The sequence below is a fragment of the Thiothrix nivea DSM 5205 genome, from assembly GCF_000260135.1.
In the GTDB taxonomy this organism is placed as follows: Bacteria; Pseudomonadota; Gammaproteobacteria; order Thiotrichales; family Thiotrichaceae; genus Thiothrix; species Thiothrix nivea.
This window is the reverse complement of the sequence record NZ_JH651384.1, coordinates 634,774-657,550: the sequence shown is the minus strand read 5'-3', so window position 1 is coordinate 657,550 and position 22,777 is coordinate 634,774. Positions and strand designations below refer to the sequence as shown.

The following is a 22,777-nucleotide window of genomic DNA, read 5'->3' as shown; positions in this document are numbered from 1 at the left end:
TTAAGGGCTGTGAATTTTTATGATAACTATTTGGGGACTCTTGGGCTTTAACTTGCCAGCGTTGTGCCTGACAATACTCTCTTAAACAACAATGAACAAACATTAACCCTAATAACGCCTGAACACCCGTTTGGTTGACTTAAAATGCAACTTTTTTAGTAAATCATCATGCAGATGCAAACCCTTGATGCCAAATGCGTCCCGTTGGAAGGGACTAACCTGATCGAAGCCAGTGCCGGAACCGGCAAAACCTGGACTATTTCCTGGTTATACTTGCGTCTGGTAGCCGTCTATGGGCTGAAAGTTGACCAGATTCTGGTGGTTACTTATACCGAGGCAGCAACAGCCGAGTTGCGCGACCGCATCCGCAAACGGTTGGTGGATGCGTTGGCATTTCTGGAGCGGCGGGCTTGCGCTGAGGTTTATGAAACCTTGTTGGCAGAAACCGAGCTTGCGGTCTGCATTCAGCGGCTGCAACTGGCGCTGGTCAGTTTTGACGAAGCCGCTGTTTTCACTATCCATGGCTTTTGCAAGCGGGTACTGGGCGAAAATGCATTTGAAGCCCGCCTGCCGTTTGAAAGCGAGCTGGTCGCCAATGAAGACGGTGTGCTGACCGAGCTGACCGACAAATTCTGGTATCAGTACTTCCTGACCCCTGACCCCTTGCATCTACGGCTGTTACAAAAACATGGCCTGACGCCGGATGGGTTGCTGGGGGACGTGCGTAACTTCATCGGCAAGCCGTATTTGCAGGCCGACATCCCGGCGGCGACGGCGGAGGCGTTTGCCGGGCTGCAAAGCACGTTTGACGCCGTTTTCCGCACCTGTCAGGAAATCTGGATGCAGGAACGGCAGGCGGTCACGAATCTGCTGCTGTCAGGCGTGCTGAATGGCAACTCCTACAGTAAGCGCAATGTGCCCAACTGGGCAGATAAGCTGGATCTGCTATTCGCCGGGGAAACGCGGCTGGGCGATGTACATGAAACCGTTGCCCGCTTTTCTACTGCCGCGCTGAGTGAAAAAACCAAAGACGGCAAAACCACGCCAGTACATGCCTTTTTCCGGCAGATAGATACGTTGCTGGATGCCTGGTCTGAATTGCACGGCAGCGAACAGGCAGCGCTGGAAAACCTGCGCCTGCAACTGCTGTTGCACCTGCGCCGGGAGCTGCCATTGCGCAAACAGCAACTCGGCATCCTTACGTTCGATGACCTGTTGCTGCACCTCCATACGGCGCTGGAACAGCACCCACACTTGGCTCCGCGCTTGGCCGCCAAGTACCGGGCGGCGCTGATCGATGAATTCCAGGATACTGACCCGATCCAGTATGAGATTTTTGCGCGCATTTACCGTGACAGCGCGGAACAGCGCGTGTTCTATGTGGGCGACCCCAAACAGGCGATTTACGGCTTTCGTGGGGCGGATATTTACACCTACCTGCAAGCTGCCCAGGCGGTCACGCATAGCCATACCCTAAAACAGAATTTCCGTTCGCATAACGGTTTGCTGCAAGCGCTCAACCACCTGTTCCGGCAATCCGCGAACCCATTCCGTAGCGAAATCCGCTATGAACCGATCGAAGCTGGCAAGGATCAGGCCAGCATCTTTCTCTCCTCTCCCCTTGAGGGAGAGGGGGCGGGGTTGAAGGGTATTCCCTCCATCCGCTTGTGGGACTGGTACACCCTCGACGAAGGCTTCAACAATACTGCGGTACAGGAAAATATCGCCGCCGCCGTCGCCAACGACATCGCCCGCCTGTTGAACGCTGCCCGGCAGGGAGCCGCCACTATTGGCGACCGCCCCATCCGTAGTAGCGACATCGCCGTGCTGGTGCGGGAAAACCGTCAGGGTGAGCTGGTCAAGCAGGCGCTGCTGGAACGGGGCATTGCCAGTGTACAGAAATCCCGTGACAGCATTTTCTGCACCCGCGAAGCCACCGAACTGCGCGCCGTACTGCGGGCAGTCGCCGAGCCAGGCAATGAGCTTGCCCTCAAACAGGCATTGGTGACGGAACTGTTTGGCTTCACTGCCAGTGCCCTGCACACGCTGGATGAGGAACCCGCTTTGCTGGAAGCCCAGCTGGAAGCTTTCCAGCGCTGGCATCAGACCTGGCATACACAAGGTTTTATGCCGATGTTCCGTCAGTGGATGCAGCAATGTAACGGTTACGCCCACCTGCTGGCGCTGGCGGATGGTGAACGTCGCCTGACCAACCTGCTGCATTTGGCGGAACTGATCCATACCGAAAGCCGCCTGCACGGCCACGGGATGCACGCCCTGATCCGCTGGCTGCAACAACGGGCAATCACGGGCGGGCAGGACGAAGCGCATGAATTGCGCCTGGAAAGCGATGAAAACCTGGTGCAAATCACCACCATTCACAAAAGCAAGGGGCTGGAATACGGCATCGTCTATTGCCCGTTCCTGTGGCTGGAACGCAGCCCCACCACAGGCACCTGGTTCAGTTGGCATGATGCCAAGGTGGAAGGTGGCATGACCCGCCTGCAAGCCGGGTCACTGGCCAGTGATGACGCCGAACGCTGTTTCCGTGAGGCGGAACAGGCTGAAAACCTGCGCTTGCTGTATGTAGCGCTCACCCGTGCCAAATACCACTGCACCATCGCGCTGGTCAGTGGACGCATCAACCAGTTTGACTACTATTCCGCGCTCGGCTGGCTGCTGTTCGGCAAGCTGGAACAGGGGCGGGCAATACTCGGCAAGTTGCGCAAGGATGGGATGCAACCGGGTGAACGTCAGACGCTGATGCATCAGCAATTGCAAGCCATCGTTGCTGGTGGGGAAGGGCATATCAGCCATGAATTGCTGTCGCCAGCACAACCGATGATCCGCTACCAGGTGGATAGTGTGCGGGCTGAACCGCGTATCCGCCATTACCACCACCGCTTGCCGCCCGTACCCAGGGTCGGCAGTTTCAGCGGGCTGGCCGCCGGGAAGGAGGACGAACGCCCGGATTACGATACCCTGGCCTGGCAGGCGCCACTGGAGCACGAAGCGGCGCGTACTGCCTTCCCACGCGGAGCCAAGGCGGGAAGTTGTCTGCACAAGATGCTGGAGGAACTGGATTTTACCCAGCCGCTGGCTGACCAGCATGACAAGGTGTTGCTGCCTGCCCTGAAGCGGCATGGGTTGCCGGAGCGGTGGCTAGCGGCAGCGGAAACCTTGCTGGCAAATACACTGGATACACAATTGTTTGTTGCCACTCGTCTTGCTGATTTGCCGAAAGAGCGTCGGCTGGATGAACTGGAATTCTATTTCCCGGTTGGGCATCTGCAACTGAAGCGTCTGCAAACCTTGTTGCATCAGCACTTGCCAGCGGAATGGGCAGACATTCATGCAGCCATCGACCGGTTGAAATTCAGCACCCTGACCGGCTTCATGAAGGGTTTTATCGACCTGGTGTTCGAGGCGGGCGGGCAATATTATGTGGTGGATTACAAGTCCAACGAACTGGGTGCAACGGCACAGGAATACACCCCGGCAGCCATGCGGGAAGCGATGGCGGAACACCATTACTACCTGCAATACCTGATCTATTGTTTGGCGCTGCACCGTTATTTGCGGCAGCGGGTCAGCGGTTATGACTGGGATACGCATGTGGGGGGGGCGCTGTACCTGTTCCTGCGCGGCATGACGCCCGTACAGCCCGGCTCAGGGGTATTTTTCCACAAGCCGGATACTAGGCTGATGACGGCGCTGGATCAGTTGTTCCAATAGGCTGGCGAAGCGCTAGTGTGGCAGGTCGCGGGCATATTCGACCAGCGCTGTTTCCAGCTGTGAGAATGCTTCCGGTTTTTTGCTGGAGCCGGGGAAACTTTGGTAGGTTATGGACTTTTGCTTCCCATCCAGGCTGATTTCCATGTGCTGGGCGTAATAACGCTGACCCTGTTTGGCACTGCCATAGGTTGCCCGTGTGAGCTTCAGGATACCGCTTTCTTTTGCCAGGCTGTAGAGGTTGTCGAGATCTTCATCCCGCAGGGCCATGCTGATGGTTTTCAAGTCCTCTTTCCGCCAACAGGGCGTGTTTTGTACCCACTTTTCGCAGCGGCCTGTGGTGTCTTCAAAGTAGGTGTAGCTGAGGATATTGTTTTCCAGCTTGATTTCGGTGTAGAAGCTTTCCCCGTTTGCCAGAAAACGCAGGCGGAAAAGGCTGCCTGCCTGAACCTGCTGGGTAAAAGCGGGTATTTTCAGTTTGCTGGATTGTTCCGGGTTGGCCATGTTTGCCTCCGGTGCTGTTCTGGTATTGGGTGGTTGAAGGGGTACTGTTGCCTGTGTGTCTACGCTGGTGTCGGCTGGCGCTGGCGTATCAGCCGTTGCAGGAGCGGCATGCAGCGGTTGCAGGGCATCAGATTCGGGAATGATGACTTGCTCCCCTGCAACTGGCGGCGGTGTTTCGTCACGCTTTTCACAGCCTGGCAACCATGCGATTGACAGGCACAGCAGCAATGAGGGGCATGTGCGGGTAAGGGTTTGGGTTTTCATACCCCTGATTTTAGTCTATCAGGGGGCGGGAAGGGCACTTAACGATTTGTCACAATGGGGCGCAAACGTTTGATCATTTCTTTGAAAACTTTTGGGTTAGCGGCTACTACGTCGCCGGTTTTCAGGTGGTTATTGTCGCCGGACAAGTCGCTGACCAGACCGCCTGCTTCTTGTACCAGCAATACGCCAGCGGCCATGTCCCATTCATTGAGGCCAAATTCCCAGAAACCGTCGAAACGGCCACAGGCCACCCAGGCCAGGTCGAGTGCAGCAGAACCGGGGCGGCGCACGCCAGCTGTGTCCGGTATCAGGGCTTTCAGGGTTTGTAGGTACAGGTCGAGGTTCTGGTTGGCGCGGAACGGGATACCAGTGCCGAGCAGGGCGCTGTGCATACTGCTGCGTTCGGAAACGCGGATACGGCGGCCATTGAGGGTGGCGCCATCCCCACGCGCGGCGGCGAAAGTTTCATCCCGTAGCGGGTCATACACCACGCCCACGGTCAGGCGGCCTTTGTGTTTCAGGGCAATGGATACCGAATACTGGGGAATGCCGTAGAGGAAATTGGTAGTGCCGTCGAGCGGGTCGATAATCCATTCGTAATCACTGTCCGTACCTTGCTTGCCGTGTTCTTCACCGAAAAATGCATGGTCAGGGTAGGCGCGTTGCAGATGGCGCACGATAATTTGCTCGGCCTGTTGGTCGACTTCGCTGACGAAATCGTTTTGATCCTTGTTCTGGATATTCAGCTTGTGCACTTTGTTGGCGTAGTGGCGAATGGCTTCGCCTGCTTCGCGGGCGGCATCAGTCGCTTTTCTGAGCATTGGATGCATCAGTAAACTCCGGTAATAGGGGTATGTAAAGGGGCGTCAGGATAGCACATGAGCCATGCTTTCTGCACTGTATTGAGGGATGGAAAAAAAGTTCCAACAGTTTTTTTATCCACACTAAAAATAAAATCGAATTGTATTTTTAAAGGGGTGGATTAACCTTATATAAGAAGTAAAAGAGAGCGGTTACTTAATCATAAATACAGCCAGAGGTAATCTCGTATGCTAGTGAAAAAATTGCGTAATGTGTGGGCAAGTTTATCCGTTATTGCAGTATGTCTGTTTGCTAATCAAGCGCAAGCGGCAGTCATAAATGCTGTTTTTTTCTCAGCTGCACAGATGCCGTTGTCGAAAGTGTTGTTAATGGCAACCTTGAATAATGGCCCAGCAATGCGCCCGGTGCAATGGCAGCTTTACCGTGTGAAAAATGGCCGTTCTACTCTGGTGCAATCGTTCAAACGCCACTCCGCCAGTCTTGAACTGGAGCCAGGTGTATACCGTGCCGAGGCGGAGCTGGATAATGTCAGCCGCTCGCGTGTATTTGATATCAGCACTGTCAGCAACAGTAATGTAATTGTTGCAATGGATTAATTAGACGCCTTTTTCAAACAATCAAGATACGCTGCTTCATCCGGGGCAGTCTGGTTGCGCTGGGCAAGCCAGATGCTTTCAGCCAGGCAATCCATCATCCGGTGTTCAGCGTCTAAAGTGCCGTATTGGATCACAAGTTGCCGATAGATTTCGCTGATACCTACTGGACGGTTGGTGGCGGCCTGTTCGCGGATGCCAAGGTGCAGCCCCATGTGCAGGAAGGGGTTGGTTTCACCATTTTCCGGCAGGTAATCGCGTTGCAGAGCCGCATCAGTCTGTTCCAGCAACTTGTGGTATTCCGGATGTTCGGCAATCACTTGGGCAACTTGTTGTCCCAGTGCATCCAACGGTTGTTTTTGCTGAAATTTTTTCCAGCATTGCAGGTAGTAGCGGCGCATTCCGTCACGGTCATGGCCAAACATCAGGCAGTTTTCTCCTTGAAGTCGCATAGGTCGGCAATGATGCATTGCCCGCATTTCGGGTTACGCGCCACGCAGGTATAGCGCCCGTGCAGTATCAGCCAGTGATGGGCGTCCAGCAGGTATTGCTTTGGAACATGTTTCAGCAGGGCTTTTTCCACTTCCAGCACGTTTCTGCCGGGGGCGATGCCGGTACGGTTAGAAACACGGAAAATGTGCGTGTCCACCGCCATGGTGGGGTGGCGGAAGGCAGTGTTGAGGATCACGTTGGCAGTCTTGCGCCCAACACCCGGCAAGGCTTCCAGCGCGGCACGGTCTTCGGGCACTTGTGAATGGTGCTTTTCCACCAGAATCCGGCAGGTTTCAATAATGTTTTTCGCTTTGCTGTTGAACAGGCCAATGGTCTTGATGTAATCCTTCAAGCCTTCCTCGCCCAGCGCGTAAATCGCTTTTGGGGTATTGGCAGCGGGAAACAACCGTGCCGTGGCCTTGTTGACGCCCTTGTCGGTAGCCTGCGCCGAAAGGATTACGGCAATCAGCAGTTCAAACGCGCTGCCGTATTCGAGTTCGGTGGCCGGGTTGGGGTTGGCGTCGTGCAGACGGCGGAAAATCTCTTCCCGCTTGGCTTTGTTCATGCTGCCTCACCCGTCATGGGCGCGGCGGTGGGTTTACTGACGGTGACCCGTTGTGCATTGCGCTTGTCGATCCAGTTTTTCAGGGCGACCAGAAAGCCAAGGCCGATGAATGCACCAGGCGGCAGGGCAGCCAGCAGCAGACCCTTGAAGTCATTGCCAAGAGTAATGGTCATGCCACGTGCTGCTTCGCCGAACATCAGATGAGCCTGCGCAAACAGCGTGCCATTGGCGACCAGTTCGCGCATTCCGCCCAACACCACCAGTACCAGCATGAAACCCACCCCCATCATCAGGCTGTCATAACCAGCGTGGGCAGGCGGGTTTTTGGAGGCATAAGCTTCCGAGCGCCCGATCACGATACAGTTGGTAACGATCAGGGGGATGAAGATGCCGAGTATGTTGTAAAGGTCGTGGAAATACGCCTTCATCAGCATTTCGATCAGGGTCACGTTGCCCGCAATGATGAGTACAAAGGCCGGGATGCGGATTTCCGGGCGGATGTAATCGCGTACCAATGAAATGGCTAGATTGGATGATACCAGCGCGATGATGGTTGCCAGCCCCAAGCCCAGCCCATTGACGAAATTGGTGGTGACAGCCATCAGCGGGCACAGCCCCAACAGTTGCACCAGGCCGGGGTTGTTATGCCAAAGACCGGCAACAGTCAGTTCACGGTAAGTTGAATTCATGGTTTGGCCTCCTGAGGCGTGGGCGCAGCTGTTGGTGAAAACAGCGTGGCAAAATGCTGTTGCGACCACAGCAGGGTACGCTTCACTGCCCCGACCACTGCCCGTGGGGTAATGGTAGCGCCGGTAAACTGGTCGAATTCCCCGCCATCCTTGCGCACTGCCCAGCCCGTCAGGACAGGGTTTTGCAAGGATTTGCCATTGAAGCCGAGAACCCAGTCATTTTTGCCTGCGTCAATCTTGTCGCCAAGGCCGGGGGTTTCCTTGTGGGCAAGCACCCGCACGCCCGCGAGGCTCTGGTCTGCGCGCACGCCAACCACTATACGGATGGAGCCGCTGTAACCGTCTGGTGCGCTGACGATGAACAGCCCTGCAACCGGATTGCCCTGCTTGCTGGCGCGGTAGACAGTGACGGCTTCGGCGCTACCGAAATCAGCGGCGGGCAAGGTCAGCGGGTTAGCCAGCAGGTCGTTGTCATATTCTTGCGCGCCGACCAGTGCATTCAATTGCTTGAGGGTAGTGGCGCGTTCATTCGCTTGTACCTGCGGCAGGGTCAGGCCGTAAATCAGCGCCAGCGCCAGTGTACCCAACAAGGCGAAGCCAGCCAGGAGCAGGCCCGGTTTGAGGATTTCTTTCAATAGGCTGTTGTTCATCCCGGAAACCTCTGCTTGGTCCCATACACCCGTGGCTGGGTGTAGTAATCAATCAATGGCACGGCCATATTCATGATAATGACCGAAAAGGCGATGCCATCAGGATAGCCGCCCCAGGTACGGATGATGTAGGTAAACAAGCCAATTCCGCCCGCATAAAACAGCTTACCAACTGGCGTGGTGCTGGCGGAAACCGGGTCGGTGGCAATGAAAAATGCCCCCAACATCGCACCGCCACCCAGCAAATGGAAGAGTGGGGAGCTGTAGGCTTGCGGGTTGATAAGCCAGAAAATACTTGCCATCAAGCCTAATACGCCCAGCAATGCTGCCGGAATGTGCCAGCTGATGATGCGCTGGTACAGCATCCACAGGCCGCCCACCAGCCACGCCAGACTGACCCATTCCCACGCACGGCCAGCAAACAGGCCAAAACTGCCGTTACTGAGGATTTCTGCCAGCGGTTTGCCCATCTTCAGGTCGACCTTGACAGCATCCAGTGGGGTGGCGGAGGTGAAAGCATCCCAGCCTTGCGCACCAGCGCCGAATACCTGTTGCAGTGCCTGCCCCAGATTGATGTGGCTGAAACTAAAATCCAGTGGTGCTGGCCAGATGGTCATTTGTACCGGGTAGGAAATCAGCACGGCGGTGTAGCCAATCATGGCCGGGTTGAACGGGTTGTAACCCAGCCCGCCATACAGGTGCTTGGCGATGACAATGGCGAACACCATGGCGATCAGGATCAGCCACCACGGCGAAAACGCGGGCATGGCGACCGCCAGCAACCAAGCAGTCACCACTGCGCTGTAATCGCTCAGGAATGGGCGTACCGGGCGTTGGCGCAGTTTCAACATACCCCATTCCAGCAATTCGGCGAACAGGATGGCCAGCAGCAGGTTGCTCAGTACGCCCCAGCCAAAATACCAGAGCAGTGCCAGCGTGCCGGGAACCAGCGCGTAAATGACCTGGCGCATGACATGGCCAACATCGTTCTTGCCGGTGATGTAGGGCGAAGTGCGTTTGATGAATTTCATTCCGTTGATTCCCCGGCGGAGACTTGGGCTGCCTGGGCTTTTTTGGCCTGGGCGCGTTCCAGTGCAGCCTGGATGGCGGCTTTCTTGCCATCGTCGGTATTAGCTTGTGCCTGTTGCTTGTGCTTTGCCAGCTTTTCAGCCTTTTCGCGTTTGGCGCGTTCCTGCCGTTCGGCCTGGAATTCGTGGCGTTGGCGGGCAAGATCCGCCCTGGCCTTGGATTCGCGCAAGGAACGGATTTCGGATTTGGCGAAGCGGTAGTAATCCACTAGCCGGATATGGCTGGGGCAAACGTAGGCGCAGCAGCCGCATTCGATGCAGTCGAACAGATGATGGTCTTCCGCTTTCTCGAATTCGCGTGAACGTGAATACCAGTACAGCTGCTGCGGCAACAGGTTAGCAGGGCAGGCTTCCGCGCAACGCCCGCAGCGGATGCAGGGCAGCGCAGGCGGTGGCTCAACCTCTGCTTCATTGTCAACCAGGATGCAGTTGGTGGCTTTGACCGCTGGAATCAGGTCGGTTTGCAGGGAAACACCCATCATTGGCCCGCCCATGACTAGCCGTTTGGCGGCGTTGGTATAGCCGCCCGCTTGCTGGATGATGTGCTGGATGGGCGTACCCAACGGCACATCCAGGTTGCAGGGTTTAGCAACGCCGTTGCCGGTGACGGTCAGGTAGCGGTCGATCAGCGGTTCGCCCCGCACCACGGCGCGGTAGATGGCGCGGGCTGTGGCTGGGTTGTGGCACACCAGCCCGATGTTGGCGGGCCTGCCGCCGCTGGGGACTTCCTTACCGGTCAGTATCTTGATGAGCTGCTTTTCGCTACCAGTCGGGTACAGGGTGGGGACTGGCATGGCCTGGATGCGCGGGTCGCCGGATTTCTCAATGGCTGCCTGCATGGCGGTGATGGCTTGCGGCTTGTTGTCTTCAATCCCGATCAGGCATTGGTGGGTATTGATGATGTGCATCATGACTTGGATGCCGCCGATGACTTCATCCGCTTTTTCCCGCATCAGCATGTCGTCACAGGTGATGTAGGGTTCGCATTCCGCGCCGTTAATGATCAGCGCTTCGACCGGCACATTGTCGTGTACGTTCAGTTTGATGGCGGCGGGGAAGACAGCACCGCCCATGCCGACAATGCCTGCGGTACAGATGCGCTGGCGCAGGGTTTCACCGTCTACCTGGGCGTAGTCGGGGTAAGCCTGCATCCGGGCGTTGCCCCAGTCGTCTTTGCCATCCGGCTTGAGGACGATGCACAGATCGGCGAGGCCGGAAGCATGGGGAATAGGGCGTTCTTCAATGGCAGTAATGGTTCCCGAAGTGCTGGCATGTACCGGTACTTTCATGAAACCGGTATGGGTGCCAAGTTCCTGCCCTTTGTATACGTAATCGCCTGCCTGCACGGTCAGGGTGGGTTTGTAACCGGCGTGTTGCTGGAGGGGGATGACCAATTCTTCTGCCAAAGGAATTGCCTGGACTGGGCGGGTGGTGGATTCACCCTTGTGGTAATCCAGATGCAGGCCGCCGTGGAAGCGCCACAGTTTGCGTAAGGTCTGGATCATGGGTTCACCTTTGCCAGCGTGACGTCGTCATTGGCGGGTTGGCCGTTAGGGCTGGCGTTGGGGTAAGGCCATTTCCAGGAAGCAGGTTCCACCTTGACCGGGATCATGTGGATGCAGTCAACCGGGCAGGGTGGCAGGCACAGTTTGCAGCCGGTGCATTCCTTTTCGATAATGGTGTGCATGTGTTTGGCTGCGCCAACGATGGCGTCGACCGGGCAAGCCTGGATGCACAGGGTGCAGCCGATGCAGGTTTGTTCGTCGATGACGGCGACCATGGGTAGACTGGCATTTTCGTCTTCTGCATCCAGTGGTTTGGCTTCCACGCCCAGCAATTCGGCCAGCGCCTTGATAGTGGCTTCACCGCCCGGCGGGCAGCGGTTGATTTCGGCTTCGCCTTTGGCAATGGCGTCGGCGTAGGGGCGGCAACCAGGGAAGCCGCATTGGCCGCATTGGGTTTGGGGCAACAGGGCGTCTACCTTGTCGGCGACCGGGTCACCTTCCACCTTGTAACGGATAGCGGCGTAGCCCAGCAACAGGCCAAATACGGCAGCCATGCCTGCGACGACGAGAATTGCTGCAAACATTATTCTTTCACCAGTCCGGAAAAGCCCATGAACGCTAGTGCCATCAGGCCGGCAGTGATCAGGCCGATAGCATTGCCCTGAAAGATGGAGGGTACATCCGCTGCCGCGATACGCTCACGGATGCCCGCGAACAGCACCAGGACTAACGTAAAGCCCAGCGCCGCGCCCATGCCGTAGAGGGCGGATTCCACAAAGCCGTGGGATTGCTGCACGTTCAGCAGCGCTACGCCCAGCACGGCGCAGTTGGTGGTGATCAGAGGGAGGTAAATGCCCAACACGTTGTACAGCAGAGGGCTAGTTTTGCGGATGACCATTTCCGTGAACCCGACCACGGTGGCAATCACGAGAATGAAGCTGATGGTGCGCAAGTATTCCAGCCCCAACGGTTCCAGTAACCAGTTATTGACCAGATAGCTGGTAATGGCCGACAGTGTAAGGACGAAAGTGGTTGCCAGCCCCATGCCCATCGCTGTTTCCAGCTTGCGGGAAACACCCATGAAGGGGCACAGGCCAAGGAAGTGGGACAAAACGAAATTGTTGACCCAGACTGTCCCTACGATGATGAGTAAGTATTCTGCCATGAGCGGGATTCTACGCGGTTTCCTGTTAATTTCTTGTCAACACAAGCGGCGATTTTGCCACAGGTTAGGGTTTATAACCTACAGCAAAGCCATCGCCTATGATAATTGTCAGAAATATCTTGTCCCTATTCGTGAGGGGCAAGCCGCGTCTACCCTGGCGGGGTATAAACCGACAGATGGGTCAGGTACGTTCACTCATACAGGGTGGTCAGCGTCATGGTCTGGTTGTGCAGGTCACAATTGCCTTTGGAAAAGGGTGAAATTTCCCCGTAAGAGTAAAAACCGATCTGGGTGGTGTTTTCTGGCAGGTTATCCAGCACAGCCTCCACTTCCTCTTCTGCGTCTGCCCCCATGACCATGCGGCGGCCCACACAACTAATGGCAATGCACAGCACTTCCTGATCAGTGTCGGTGGCGCTCATGATGGCAGCGTCTTCGGCCCCTTCAACCAGTTGCTCGAGGTTGGCGCGCATCAGCTGGGCGTATGCACCAACCGGGATGTCACCTGCGAAGGTGAGTGACTGGGTGGTTTCGTCAACCGCGAGGATGGTGCGTACCAGTTCTTTTCCATCCCCCGGCTGGCTGAGCGCCAACGGGAAGCGCAGGCCAGCGGCAGGCAGGCTATCCGCCATTTCGCCCAGGTAGGTTTTGTACAGGGTCAGTGCCGGTGTTCCGGCCAGTTCATACAGGATATTGTGTTCGGCGCGGGTCACTTCGCGGGCGGGGCCAAACGGTTTCCAGCCGCCTTTAGACCCATGGTTGATCTGGATTTCGCCGTACAGCCCGAGAGCTGCGATCGTGCCGCTGACGGGTTTGCCATCCCGCAGTACCCAAGTCTGCTGGAAGCGTACACCATCGCCCGCCAGGCCTCCGGTTACAATCGTATTTTTTGCTACTACGTCATTGAAACCCTGCGCCAGTTCACTGCCGTTGACATGTAAGCCTTCAGATAGGACAAAAATCCCTTTCAGGCTATCGGTGCTGAGTTTGTCGGCAAGCAGGCGTCCAATATTGCGGGATTCCAGCGGGTCGTCAATGTTGGAATACTCGATCCGCAGGGAAGCGGAGTCAAATTGTGCCAAGGCAATGACCAGGCTGTTATCCTGAATAGAACTACCGATAATTTCACCTGCACTGGAACAGCCCATCACGATGGCTTGTGGATAGGTTGCCTTCAGTGTTTCAAAAGCCTGAGGTTTTTCCAGAAAACTGGGGTGGCCAAAAACCAAGATAAGCAATTGTGGTGCTTTAATTTCGGGCAAATCGGATGAGAAGCCATGCTCAACTGTGTAAGAAAGCGTGCTAACTTTCATTTTAAACCATCCATTGCTAAAGAATTATTATTTTTAATTAAATTTAATTATCATGATGCCATGGGGAACTGCAGAATGCCAGATTTAAGGCCGAGTAAAATTTGCTCGTAATAATAACTGGCTGTTGCTGTCGATGAATTCGCGCACAAAGGGTTTGGTACGGGCGCTGCTGAAACGGGCGACTTCCATGCCATTCTCGATCAGTAAGACGGTGGGAAAGCCCCGAACCTGATGGCGGCCTGCCAATTTCATGTTTTCATCTTCGTCAGTATCCACCTTGGCCAGCAGTACTTTGCCATGGTATTCGGGGATCACGGATTTCAGTACCGGGTCAAGGAACAGGCAGGGGCCACACCAGTCCGCCCAGAAGTCGACCAGCACCGGGTTGCGCAGCGAAGCCTTGGTGACGCGCTCCTCAAAGTCCGCGATGCCATTGATGTCGAAAATGAATGTGTAGTCCGCCATGATGACCTCCAGTCAAGAAGGCGCGATTATAGCGATCTTGCCGTGTGTGTGAAATCATACGGGGGTGATAAATCAGGGCGGGCAGACATGACACCGGCAATCCAGCAGACAAAAAAAGCGAAAATACCTTTCCAGGTGCACGAATACGTGCATGACCCGCGCGCTGAAGCCTATGGGCTGGAAGCGGCGGAAGCGTTGGGGTTAGACCCGGCGCAGGTTTTCAAGACCCTGCTGGTGGCGCTGGATGGCGACCGTAAAAAACTGGCGGTGGGGATTGTGCCGGTGGAGATGTTCCTCAACCTTAAGCAGATCGCCAAGGCGTTGAATGCGAAAACGGCGGATATGGCAGATCCAAAAGACGCTGAGCGCAGCACGGGCTATATTGTGGGCGGCATCAGCCCGCTGGGGCAGAAAAAGCTGCTGCCGACGGTTCTGGATGCTTCCGCGCTGCAATTTGCCAGCATTTACGTCAGTGGTGGCAGGCGTGGGCTGGACATTGAACTGGCACCGCAGGATTTGCTTGCCTTGTGTAAAGGCGTGGCTGCGCCGATTGCCCGTGAGCGGTGACAACGGGCAGTGTGTTTTGGTGATGTGACAAGGATGGATACGGATGCAAAAAGTGGTTGTGCGGGTAAATACGGTTTTTTCTTCCCCGGTACATTTTCTGGCATTTGGGTTTGGCAGCGGCTTGTCGCCGGTTGCGCCGGGTACGGCGGGTACGCTGGCCGCCATTCCGTTATACCTGCTGCTGGCACAGTGGCCGCTGTGGGGGTATGTGCTGGCTACCCTAGTAATATCGGTGGCGGGCATCTGGATTTGCGGCGAGTCTTCGCGCCTGCTGGGTGTGCATGATTATAGCGGCATTGTCTGGGATGAATTTGCCGGTTTCCTGCTGACCATGCTGGCTGCACCAGTGGAGTGGGGCTGGATTGTGGCGGGTTTTTGCCTGTTCCGCCTGTTTGATGTCTGGAAGCCCTGGCCGGTAAGGGTTGCCGACCGCAATATCCATGGTGGGCTGGGTATTATGCTGGATGATATTTTGGCGGGAATTTACGCTTTCTTATGCCTTCAACTGCTGGTATGGTTGCTTGGATCATGAACAGCAAATAGCCTTCCACGCGGAAAGCTTTGCTTGAATAAAAGGCGGGGTTGCAGCCCTTATTGTTATTATCTTTACCCCATATAGCCCCTGGAAGCCCCCATTAGTCCTCAGGTGCGAGACAGTATGCGCGGGGAGTACTGAATTTTAACTGAATAAATCGTTTATTTTTCATTCAGTTATCCTTAAGGTTTGTTTCCGGTTGATGAACTGCTAAGCTTCCTGCTTTTGTAATAAGCACAACACGGAATGTCATGAACGTCAGAACCCGCTTTGCCCCCAGCCCGACTGGTTACCTGCACATTGGCGGCGCACGTACTGCGCTGTTTTCTTGGCTATATGCCCGCAAGACGGGCGGCACGTTTATCCTGCGCATTGAAGACACTGACCGTGAACGTTCCACTCAGGCATCCGTCGATGCAATCCTCGAAGGCATGGATTGGCTGGGGCTGGAATATGACGAAGGCCCGTTCTACCAAACGCAGCGTTTCGACCGTTACAGGCAAGTGATCCAGCAACTGTTGGACAGCGGCCATGCCTACCGCTGCTATTGCAGCAAGGACGAGCTGGAACAGATGCGTGAAGCGCAAATGGCGCGCAAGGAAAAGCCACGTTATGACGGGCGCTGTTTCGGGCGTACAGATGCGCCAGCAGGCGTCGAACCGGTCATCCGTTTCCGTAACCCACAGGATGGTGCGGTAGAATTTGAAGACCTGGTGCGCGGCAAAATCACTGTCGGCAACAAGGAACTGGACGATCTGATCATCGCCCGGTCTGACGGTACGCCAACCTACAACCTGACGGTGGTGGTGGACGACATCGACATGAACATAACGCACGTTATCCGGGGTGATGACCACATCAACAACACGCCACGCCAGATCAATATCATGAAAGCGTTAGGGTTTGAACCACCCAAATTCGCGCATGTGCCGATGATTCTGGGCTGTGATGGCCAGCGCTTGTCCAAGCGCCACGGAGCCGTCAGTGTTATGCAATACCGTGATGACGGCTACACGCCGCAGGCGTTATTGAATTATCTGGTGCGTCTGGGCTGGTCAAATGGTGATCAGGAGATTTTCTCCCGCAAGGAAATGATTGAATTGTTTTCACTGGCGGCTATCAACCGTGCACCCTCCGCCTTCAATGCTGACAAGCTGCTGTGGCTGAACCAGCATTACATCAAGACCCTTCCAGTGGAAGAACTCGAAAAGCAGTTGCAATGGCATATACAGGCACAGAATCTGGACGTTGCGAACGGCCCGACAGTGGCGGATGTGATCAATGCCCAGCGTGAACGTGCCAAGACTTTGGTTGAAATAGTCGCTATTAGCCGTTATTTCTACGAAGATTTTGCTGCATTTGACGAGAGTGCGGTCAAGAAGCAGTTCAAGGCTGATACGGCTGATAACCTGCAAGTTGTGCATAATGAACTGGCGAGCCTGGCCGAGTGGAAGGGGGGGCCTATCCATACCGCTATCCAGGCTGCCTGTGAAAAACTGGGTGTGAAACTGGGCAAGGTAGGGCCGCCACTGCGTGTCGCAACCACGGGTGGGGCTTCTTCGCCGTCGTTGGAAATCACCCTGGAACTGATTGGACGCGAACGCACTTTGGCGCGCATCCTGCGGGCTATCAGTTTTATACAAGCTATGCCTTGAATGATGAACGGAGCATCCCTAAAAGCTAGTATTGATGAGTGATGTTTCGTGCTATTTTACACGTAGTAATAACTGGCGAATGCCAATAACCGAAGCTGGAATCAGGATTCTGGCGTGATAACCGTTGTCAGTGAGGAAACAGATGAAAGTCAAAGACATCATGACTACAAACGTGAAAACGGCCAAAGCAGACACCCCGGTACGGGATATTGTTGAGGTCATGTGCTTCAACAAGATCAGTGGTCTGCCTGTGGTCGATGACAACAACAATGTCGTAGGTGTTGTATCTGAAAAAGATGTGCTGCGGAAAATGTTTCCTGACATTTCTGATGTTGCACGTGAGGAAGGAGCGCCTGATTTCGAGAAAATGGAAAAAGATTACAGTGATGCACTGATGCTCAAAACGGGTGACATCATGAGCAAACTGGTCGCTTCCGCCAGTCCGGATATGCCTGTCATGAAGGCTGTTTCCCTCATGTGTGTACAGAAAATACGCCGCATCCCGGTAGTGCAGGGAACCAAATTGATGGGCATTATCAGCCTTGGCGATGTGCACAAAGCAATCTTTGCAAATTCGTTAAAAGGCTCTTGACAGAGGGGGCGGATTCCCTCAGAATTCGCCTCTCTTTCGCCGTGGGGCTATAGCTCAGCTGGGAGAGCGCTACAATGGCATTGTAGAGGTCATCGGTTCGATCCCGATTAGCTCCACCAACCTTGACCGCTGCGAGAGGTTTTTGTATGGATCGCATTGGTCGTTACAGCTTCATTGCTGGTCTGGTGATTACAGTCGTCGGTCTTATATTCGGATTCGGCTTCATGTTCGCAGACAGTGACGAGTTGGCGAAAATGTTTTTGATGGCAGTACCACTCGGTTTTTTACTCCTTTTTGCCGGGTTGTCCACCATCGTCCTGTTCTCCCCAAGAGACAGTGACCACAGGTAGATTGGAAGTTTACATCAGCGACCCTATCGTCTAGAGGCCTAGGACACGACCCTTTCACGGTTGTAACCGGGGTTCGAATCCCCGTAGGGTCGCCACTTTTCCAGCTATCTTCACAGCAAGTTTACATCAGCGACCCTATCGTCTAGAGGCCTAGGACACGACCCTTTCACGGTTGTAACCGGGGTTCGAATCCCCGTAGGGTCGCCACTTTCCTCTTCTTCCCGCCTGCTTTCATCCTCTTGTGTTTAGCGCAACTTTCCCTTAACGTGAAAGTCTATACTGATCATTCAATCATACATCTTGCCTTGCAGGGATGGAGAATAATAATGGGTTTTCATGTTCGCCGTCTGGTTCCCCCAATTTGGTTCGTGTGTCTGTTGGCCTGCCTGTTGTTGGGCATATCTGCCGGGGCTACAGAAGATGCCGCTTCACCGCCGGAGGCAACCCCAAAAACTGCTGAGCCAGCTGCCCTGCCGGGTTACACCAATGAAGAATTGCTGACGCAGATGCTGGTGGTGGACGTTTCCGAACGCTCCCTGGACACCAGCCCGGCGCTAGCCATTACCTTTTCCCAGGATCTCCGGTCGACCGAAGATTATAACAGCTTCATTACCCTGACCGCTGGCGGCAAGATGGTGGAGGGAAGCTGGGTGCTGGCAAGTGAAACGCGGCGGCTTTTTTTCAGCAATATCAAGCCGCAGACGGAATACCGCATACAAGTGCGGCCTGGTGTCGCCAGTAAAAATGACCTGAAGCTGCAAAAGCCGGTTGACTACACCGTCAAAACCCGTGATGTCAAACCTGCATTTGATTTCGCCACTACGGGTAGTATTTTGCCTGCCAAATTGACCGGTGGGCTGCCGATCAGGGTAGTCAATGTGCCGGAGCTGGATATTGAATTTCTGCGGGTGCAACCGGACAAGCTGCCGGAAATGCTACAAACGGTATCGTTGGGTGAGCGCCTGTCCCAATGGCAGCTGGAAGACATCCATCGGGTGACGGAAAGCGTCCACGCCCAGCGCTATGTGACTGATGCCAAGCCCAATGCGCGCACTTCATTGCTGATTCCGGTCGAGAATATCCCGGAACTAAAAACGCCCGGCCTATATTTTGCCGTCATGCGCGAACCGGGGCGCTTCAGCGATGATGCCTACCGGATTACGCAGTTTATTGTCACCAACATCGGTTTGCACGTCCGCTTGTATCCGCGTGGGCTGGAGGTTTTCACCAATGCTTTGGATAGCGGCAAACCCCTGTCGGGCGTACAGCTGAAACTGCGGGGGGAAAAGGAAACTCTGTCGCTGGCAGCAGATGAGCGCGGGCATGTCAGTTTCGTACACCGGCCACAGGGTGGCTTGCTGCTGACAGCACAGGTGGGGAATCAGTTTGCATTCCTGGATTTGCGGGACGCGGCGCTGGATTTGTCGGAATACCAGGTCGAAGGCTTGCCGGACAAACCGATTGCGCCGTTTGTTTACAGCAGCCGCGACCTGTTCCGCCCCGGTGAAAACATGGACTTGTCGATCCTGCTCCGCAACCGGGATGGCCAGCCGGTTCCGGGCAAGAACCTGCACCTGCGGATTGTCCGCCCCGACACTAAATTGTTGCTGGAAGAGAACCTGGTGGCCACCAACCCCGCGCTGGGTTACTTTTCCTGGCGGCTGCCGATTCCCGCTGATGCCCCGACCGGAAGCTGGAAAGCGGAACTCCGAATCAATGCCAAAGATGAATCACCGGTCAACACGTTTACCTTTCATGTGGAAGAGTTCATGCCGGAACGCATGAAGCTTGCCCTGAGCACGGAAGACAAGTTGCTGACCAGCGGTGAAACGCTGATCGTGGCGGCGCAAGGCGACTATTTGTACGGTGCTCCTGCCAGTGGCAACAAACTCACGGCAGTGCGTACTGTCAGCGTGAACCAGCACCCGCTGGATAGTTTCAAGGACTATTATTTCGGCGACCCGGCGGATAACAAGCTGGTGAGCCGTGAAGATTTACCGGAGCTGGTGCTCAATGAAACCGGTGGCGGCTTTCTGGAAATCCCGCCGCTGGCAGGCAAGATCAATTCCCCCCTGACTTTGAGCGTGGTGGGCGAGCTGCATGAAACTGGTGGGCGCGGCGTCGTGCGCAAGCTGGATGTGCCCTTTTGGCCAACCCAAAACCTGGTGGGTATCCGCCCCTTGTTCAGCAAGGATACGGTGGCGGGCAATGGCGAAGCCGCCTTTGAACTGGCGCGGGTCAATGCGGAAGGCCAGCCAGTACCGGCAGCCCAGCCCTTGGCGGTCACCCTGGTGCGCGAAGAAAAAGAGTATTTCTGGGAATACAACGACGCCGAAGGCTGGCGACGCAAGGAAATTTCCAGCGAATACCCGACCGTGCAACAAAAGGTCACGCTGGATGCCGAAGCACGCGGTAAAGTGGTGTTTTCCGTGCAATACGGCTATTACCGGCTGGAAGTGGAAGACGCGGAAACCGGCCTGAAAGCCGTTTACCCGTTCCATGCAGGTTGGGATTGGGAACAATCTGAAAATACCGCTGCCCGCCCTGACCAGATTGAGCTGGCGCTGGACAAGCCTATGTACAAAGCTGGGGATATCGCCAAACTGACCATTACCCCGCCTGCCGCCGGTGAGGCAATCGTAGCGGTGGAAGGGGAGTCGATGTTGTGGTCTGAACGGGTCAGCTTGTCTGCCGAAGGCACAACGGTCGACATCCAGCTGGACAAAGCTTGGAATCGGCATGACCTGTACGCCACGGTGACTGCATTCCGCCCGGCCAGCAGCCAGCAGAAAATTGCCCCCAACCGGGCGCTGGGCGTCATTTTCCTGCCGCTGGACAGGGAAGACCGGCGTCTGAACCTGAGTATCGAAGCGCCGGAAAAAGTATTGCCGGAAAAAACCGTCAGCGTAACCGTCAGCAGCGACAACCTCAGCAATGAAAGCGCCATTGTTACGCTCGCAGCGGTCGACGCCGGGGTTTTGAGCATTACCGATTTCAAAACACCTGACCCGTTTGCCTTTTTCTTCTCGCAGCACAAATACGAAGTCAATCTCTATGATGACTACGGCAAAATTATCGAAGGTGCGGAGGGGACGCCACTGCGGCAACGTTTTGGTGGTGACGCTGGCATCCGCCGGGGTGGTTCATTGGCGCAAGCGGATGTGAAAATCGTGTCGCTGTTCAGTGGTGCGGTAAATTTCGATGCAGATGGCAAAGCGAAAATTGATCTTCCCTTGCCCGGGTTTGACGGAACTTTGCGCCTGATGGCGATAGCCGCCTCCAGCCAGCGTTTTGGCAGTGCCGAGCAGGAAATGAAAGTAGCCTCGCCGGTGGTCGCCAGTCTGGCAGCGCCGCGTTTTCTGGCGGTGGGCGACAGCGGTTTCCTGACCGTGGACATAAACAACACCACGACCGAAGCGCAAACCGTGACACTGAAAATCGACGCCAATCCATTACTGGCGGGTTTGGCGCTGGAACGCGAACTTACCCTGGCGGCGGGCAAGCGTGAAACCCTGCGCTTGCCGCTGGCGGCACAGCAGTCATTGGGGTTGGCGCAGGTTAACCTCGAATTGACCGGCAAGGACTTTGTTTCCCACCGCCAGCTTCAGTTTGCGGTACGGCCTGCTTACCCGGCCAAACATTTGGGTCTGAGCCGGGAGTTGAAACCCGGTGAGACGCTGGCGCTGAATGCAGCCAACCTGCAAGGCTTCCTGTCTGCCGGTTTGGATGCCAACCTGAGCCTGGCTGCCACGCCGCCCTTGCCCTTGCGCAGCGCCTTGCAGGGATTGTTGCAGTACCCATATGGCTGTCTGGAACAAACTACCAGTAGCGCATGGCCCTACCTGTTTCTGGATGCCAATGTCACCGAACAACTGGGTCTGGAACCGGTCAATATGAAAACCCGCAATGAACGCGTCAGTGCCGCCTTGCTGCGTCTGGGGGGGATGCAATTGTCCAATGGCGGCTTCACCCTGTGGGGCAATTACGGCGCGGAAGAATACTGGCTGACACCGTATGTGGCGGATTTCCTGCTGGACGCCAAAGAGCAGGGGTTTACCGTTCCTGAATGGTTGCTGCAACGCACCCTGCAAAACCTGGAAGAGCGTATGCAGGAAGGCGAACGGTATGTGGAAAGCCGCTACGAATTTTCCGATACGCCGGATCATCTCGACCTGGCGGCGCGCGCCTACGCGGCTTATGTGCTTTCCCGGGTCAAACGGGCATCGCCGGGTACGCTGAAAGTCATGTTTGACAAGGATGCGGGCAAGGCTGCCTCCGGTTTGCCGCTGGTGCATTTGGGGTTGGCGCTGCGGGCGTCGGGCGACCCTAAACGTGGCGATGAAGCCATCAAGCGCGGCTTGGCGCTGGCGCGTGATGAACAGAAATACCTGGGTGATTACGGCAGCAGTTTGCGTGATCGGGCGGCCATGCTCTACCTGCTGTTGCGTTACCAGGTGAGCATTCCCCAGCAGGCTGCCGAAATCACCAAGCTGGCGGATTTGCTGCATAACCGCAGTTATTTCAGCACCCAAGAGCAATTGTTTACCCTGTTGGCGGGTTTGAAGGTGGAAGAAAAGCTCAAGGCTGGCTGGCAGGCCGCTCTGAAAATCGGTGACGGTAGCGTGGATTTGCCGGGCAAGGGCGTCCATTACCAGAGCCTTGCCGCGATGGATTTTCAGAAAGGCATAAGCATTGCCACGCAAGGGCAGGAGCCGTTGTATGTCGCCCTGTCGCTGGATGGTTACCCGGATGTGGCTCCCGCGCCTGACAGCGACCCGGTCATGATCCAGCGCGACTGGTACGGCATGGATGGCAAGCTGTTGCAGACGGGGGACATCAAGCCGGGCAGCCTGCTGCTGACCCATCTGGCGTTGGAAAGTGCAGTGGAAATCAATGACGCGCTGGTGGTTGATTTGTTGCCCGCCGGTTTCGAGATTGAAAACACCAACCTGCAAACCAATGAGAGTCTGGAGGGGTTGCAACTGGAGGGTATGGATAAGCCAGTCATGGAGCTGATGGGCAGCAGTTCGCTGCGCACCCAGGAGTTCCGTGATGACCGCTACCTTGCCGCCTTGCCGCTGGAAGCCAAAACCCGCCATCACCTGTTCTACATGGTGAGGGTGGTGTCGAGTGGGAAATTCAGGGTTCCACCGCCTTATGCGGAGGATATGTACCGGCCTGAACTGAATGGGGTAGGGGTGGTTACGCCCGGGCAGCTGGATATTCCGTAA

Annotated in this window: 20 protein-coding genes and 3 tRNA genes; 11 read left to right on the top strand and 12 right to left on the bottom strand. The window is 55.6% G+C overall.

Annotated features, from left to right (window positions below; genetic code table 11):
* Window positions 1–168: 168 nt before the first annotated feature.
* The gene (recB, locus tag THINI_RS03380; protein ID WP_002707255.1) at window positions 169–3,735 is read left to right on the top strand and encodes an exodeoxyribonuclease V subunit beta; all 3,567 of its coding nucleotides are present in this window, start codon (window positions 169–171) and stop codon (window positions 3,733–3,735) included.
* Between the two features lie 12 nt (window positions 3,736–3,747).
* Here recB and THINI_RS03375 read toward each other — a convergent pair whose 3' ends face one another.
* Both THINI_RS03375 and THINI_RS03370 read right to left on the bottom strand, forming a co-directional pair.
* Window positions 3,748–4,500, bottom strand: coding sequence for a hypothetical protein (locus THINI_RS03375; RefSeq protein WP_040839043.1), 753 nt, complete (start codon window positions 4,498–4,500; stop codon window positions 3,748–3,750).
* A 38-nt stretch (window positions 4,501–4,538) separates the two neighbouring features.
* Window positions 4,539–5,330: an inositol monophosphatase family protein gene (locus THINI_RS03370; protein WP_002707253.1), complete on the bottom strand. Its 792-nt coding sequence runs from the start codon at window positions 5,328–5,330 to the stop codon at window positions 4,539–4,541.
* Window positions 5,331–5,549: 219 nt separating this feature from the next.
* Here THINI_RS03370 and THINI_RS03365 point away from each other — a divergent pair, with 219 nt between their 5' ends.
* Entirely contained in the window at window positions 5,550–5,918 is a 369-nt protein-coding gene (locus tag THINI_RS03365; RefSeq protein ID WP_002707252.1) for a hypothetical protein, read from the top strand.
* On the opposite strand, the gene THINI_RS03360 is transcribed toward THINI_RS03365, so the two are convergent.
* From THINI_RS03360 to THINI_RS03315, 10 genes are all read right to left on the bottom strand, one after another.
* Window positions 5,915–6,340 carry a DUF1841 family protein gene (locus tag THINI_RS03360; RefSeq protein ID WP_002707251.1) on the bottom strand — a complete coding sequence of 142 codons (426 nt, stop codon included), beginning with the start codon at window positions 6,338–6,340 and terminating at the stop codon, window positions 5,915–5,917. The genes THINI_RS03365 and THINI_RS03360 overlap by 4 nt on opposite strands.
* Window positions 6,340–6,972 (bottom strand): endonuclease III, encoded by a 633-nt coding sequence (gene nth / locus THINI_RS03355; protein WP_002707250.1) that lies wholly within the window; start codon window positions 6,970–6,972, stop codon window positions 6,340–6,342. Before nth ends, THINI_RS03360 begins: the two co-directional genes overlap by 1 nt.
* Entirely contained in the window at window positions 6,969–7,661 is a 693-nt protein-coding gene (locus THINI_RS03350; protein ID WP_002707249.1) for an electron transport complex subunit E, read from the bottom strand. The genes nth and THINI_RS03350 overlap by 4 nt, the downstream gene beginning before the upstream one ends.
* Window positions 7,658–8,311 carry an electron transport complex subunit RsxG gene (rsxG, locus tag THINI_RS03345; RefSeq protein WP_002707248.1) on the bottom strand — a complete coding sequence of 218 codons (654 nt, stop codon included), beginning with the start codon at window positions 8,309–8,311 and terminating at the stop codon, window positions 7,658–7,660. The genes THINI_RS03350 and rsxG overlap by 4 nt, the downstream gene beginning before the upstream one ends.
* Window positions 8,308–9,342 (bottom strand): electron transport complex subunit RsxD, encoded by a 1,035-nt coding sequence (gene rsxD, locus THINI_RS03340; protein ID WP_002707247.1) that lies wholly within the window; start codon window positions 9,340–9,342, stop codon window positions 8,308–8,310. The genes rsxG and rsxD overlap by 4 nt, the downstream gene beginning before the upstream one ends.
* Complete coding sequence (gene rsxC, locus THINI_RS03335) at window positions 9,339–10,904, bottom strand: electron transport complex subunit RsxC (protein ID WP_002707246.1); 1,566 nt, start codon at window positions 10,902–10,904, stop codon at window positions 9,339–9,341. Before rsxC ends, rsxD begins: the two co-directional genes overlap by 4 nt.
* Window positions 10,901–11,488 (bottom strand): electron transport complex subunit RsxB, encoded by a 588-nt coding sequence (rsxB, locus tag THINI_RS03330; protein WP_002707245.1) that lies wholly within the window; start codon window positions 11,486–11,488, stop codon window positions 10,901–10,903. Before rsxB ends, rsxC begins: the two co-directional genes overlap by 4 nt.
* Window positions 11,488–12,069 (bottom strand): electron transport complex subunit RsxA, encoded by a 582-nt coding sequence (rsxA, locus tag THINI_RS03325; protein ID WP_002707244.1) that lies wholly within the window; start codon window positions 12,067–12,069, stop codon window positions 11,488–11,490. The genes rsxB and rsxA overlap by 1 nt, the downstream gene beginning before the upstream one ends.
* A gap of 191 nt (window positions 12,070–12,260) precedes the next feature.
* On the bottom strand, window positions 12,261–13,382 hold the full coding sequence (locus tag THINI_RS03320; RefSeq protein WP_002707243.1) for an FIST signal transduction protein: 1,122 nt from the start codon (window positions 13,380–13,382) through the stop codon (window positions 12,261–12,263).
* A gap of 84 nt (window positions 13,383–13,466) precedes the next feature.
* Window positions 13,467–13,847 (bottom strand): thioredoxin family protein, encoded by a 381-nt coding sequence (locus tag THINI_RS03315; RefSeq protein WP_002707242.1) that lies wholly within the window; start codon window positions 13,845–13,847, stop codon window positions 13,467–13,469.
* 87 nt (window positions 13,848–13,934) lie between these two features.
* On the opposite strand from THINI_RS03315, the gene ybaK reads away from it, so the two are divergent.
* The 9 genes from ybaK to THINI_RS03270 all read left to right on the top strand — a co-directional run bounded on the left by ybaK (window position 13,935) and on the right by THINI_RS03270 (window position 22,777).
* A complete protein-coding gene (gene ybaK / locus THINI_RS03310) occupies window positions 13,935–14,414 on the top strand; it encodes a Cys-tRNA(Pro) deacylase (RefSeq protein WP_002707241.1) in 480 nt (159 codons plus the stop codon).
* A 43-nt stretch (window positions 14,415–14,457) separates the two neighbouring features.
* Window positions 14,458–14,946, top strand: a complete 489-nt coding sequence (locus THINI_RS03305; RefSeq protein WP_002707240.1) for a phosphatidylglycerophosphatase A family protein — start codon at window positions 14,458–14,460, stop codon at window positions 14,944–14,946.
* A 254-nt stretch (window positions 14,947–15,200) separates the two neighbouring features.
* A complete protein-coding gene (gene gltX / locus THINI_RS03300; protein ID WP_002707239.1) occupies window positions 15,201–16,604 on the top strand; it encodes a glutamate--tRNA ligase in 1,404 nt (467 codons plus the stop codon).
* 142 nt (window positions 16,605–16,746) lie between these two features.
* Complete coding sequence (locus THINI_RS03295) at window positions 16,747–17,196, top strand: CBS domain-containing protein (protein WP_002707238.1); 450 nt, start codon at window positions 16,747–16,749, stop codon at window positions 17,194–17,196.
* Window positions 17,197–17,239: 43 nt separating this feature from the next.
* Window positions 17,240–17,315 (top strand) — tRNA-Ala (locus tag THINI_RS03290).
* A gap of 27 nt (window positions 17,316–17,342) precedes the next feature.
* The gene (locus THINI_RS03285; protein ID WP_002707237.1) at window positions 17,343–17,546 is read left to right on the top strand and encodes a hypothetical protein; all 204 of its coding nucleotides are present in this window, start codon (window positions 17,343–17,345) and stop codon (window positions 17,544–17,546) included.
* Between the two features lie 19 nt (window positions 17,547–17,565).
* Window positions 17,566–17,641: transfer RNA gene (locus THINI_RS03280), tRNA-Glu, on the top strand.
* 36 nt (window positions 17,642–17,677) lie between these two features.
* Window positions 17,678–17,753 (top strand) — tRNA-Glu (locus THINI_RS03275).
* Between the two features lie 119 nt (window positions 17,754–17,872).
* On the top strand, window positions 17,873–22,777 hold the full coding sequence (locus THINI_RS03270; RefSeq protein ID WP_002707236.1) for an alpha-2-macroglobulin family protein: 4,905 nt from the start codon (window positions 17,873–17,875) through the stop codon (window positions 22,775–22,777).

Bases quoted from the DNA above. Each gene is read 5' to 3' on its own strand.
- rsxD (WP_002707247.1), bottom strand. From the start codon at position 9,342: ATGAAATTCATCAAACGCACTTCGCCCTACATCACCGGCAAGAACGAT.
- THINI_RS03365 (WP_002707252.1), top strand. From the start codon at position 5,550: ATGCTAGTGAAAAAATTGCGTAATGTGTGGGCAAGTTTATCCGTTATT.
- nth (WP_002707250.1), bottom strand. From the start codon at position 6,972: ATGAACAAAGCCAAGCGGGAAGAGATTTTCCGCCGTCTGCACGACGCC.
- THINI_RS03350 (WP_002707249.1), bottom strand. From the start codon at position 7,661: ATGAATTCAACTTACCGTGAACTGACTGTTGCCGGTCTTTGGCATAAC.
- rsxB (WP_002707245.1), bottom strand. From the start codon at position 11,488: ATGTTTGCAGCAATTCTCGTCGTCGCAGGCATGGCTGCCGTATTTGGC.
- THINI_RS03375 (WP_040839043.1), bottom strand. From the start codon at position 4,500: ATGAAAACCCAAACCCTTACCCGCACATGCCCCTCATTGCTGCTGTGC.
- ybaK (WP_002707241.1), top strand. From the start codon at position 13,935: ATGACACCGGCAATCCAGCAGACAAAAAAAGCGAAAATACCTTTCCAG.
- THINI_RS03295 (WP_002707238.1), top strand. From the start codon at position 16,747: ATGAAAGTCAAAGACATCATGACTACAAACGTGAAAACGGCCAAAGCA.
- THINI_RS03285 (WP_002707237.1), top strand. From the start codon at position 17,343: ATGGATCGCATTGGTCGTTACAGCTTCATTGCTGGTCTGGTGATTACA.
- rsxA (WP_002707244.1), bottom strand. From the start codon at position 12,069: ATGGCAGAATACTTACTCATCATCGTAGGGACAGTCTGGGTCAACAAT.
- THINI_RS03315 (WP_002707242.1), bottom strand. From the start codon at position 13,847: ATGGCGGACTACACATTCATTTTCGACATCAATGGCATCGCGGACTTT.
- THINI_RS03305 (WP_002707240.1), top strand. From the start codon at position 14,458: ATGCAAAAAGTGGTTGTGCGGGTAAATACGGTTTTTTCTTCCCCGGTA.
- rsxC (WP_002707246.1), bottom strand. From the start codon at position 10,904: ATGATCCAGACCTTACGCAAACTGTGGCGCTTCCACGGCGGCCTGCAT.
- THINI_RS03370 (WP_002707253.1), bottom strand. From the start codon at position 5,330: ATGCATCCAATGCTCAGAAAAGCGACTGATGCCGCCCGCGAAGCAGGC.
- recB (WP_002707255.1), top strand. From the start codon at position 169: ATGCAGATGCAAACCCTTGATGCCAAATGCGTCCCGTTGGAAGGGACT.
- THINI_RS03320 (WP_002707243.1), bottom strand. From the start codon at position 13,382: ATGAAAGTTAGCACGCTTTCTTACACAGTTGAGCATGGCTTCTCATCC.
- THINI_RS03360 (WP_002707251.1), bottom strand. From the start codon at position 6,340: ATGTTTGGCCATGACCGTGACGGAATGCGCCGCTACTACCTGCAATGC.
- gltX (WP_002707239.1), top strand. From the start codon at position 15,201: ATGAACGTCAGAACCCGCTTTGCCCCCAGCCCGACTGGTTACCTGCAC.
- rsxG (WP_002707248.1), bottom strand. From the start codon at position 8,311: ATGAACAACAGCCTATTGAAAGAAATCCTCAAACCGGGCCTGCTCCTG.
- THINI_RS03270 (WP_002707236.1), top strand. From the start codon at position 17,873: ATGGGTTTTCATGTTCGCCGTCTGGTTCCCCCAATTTGGTTCGTGTGT.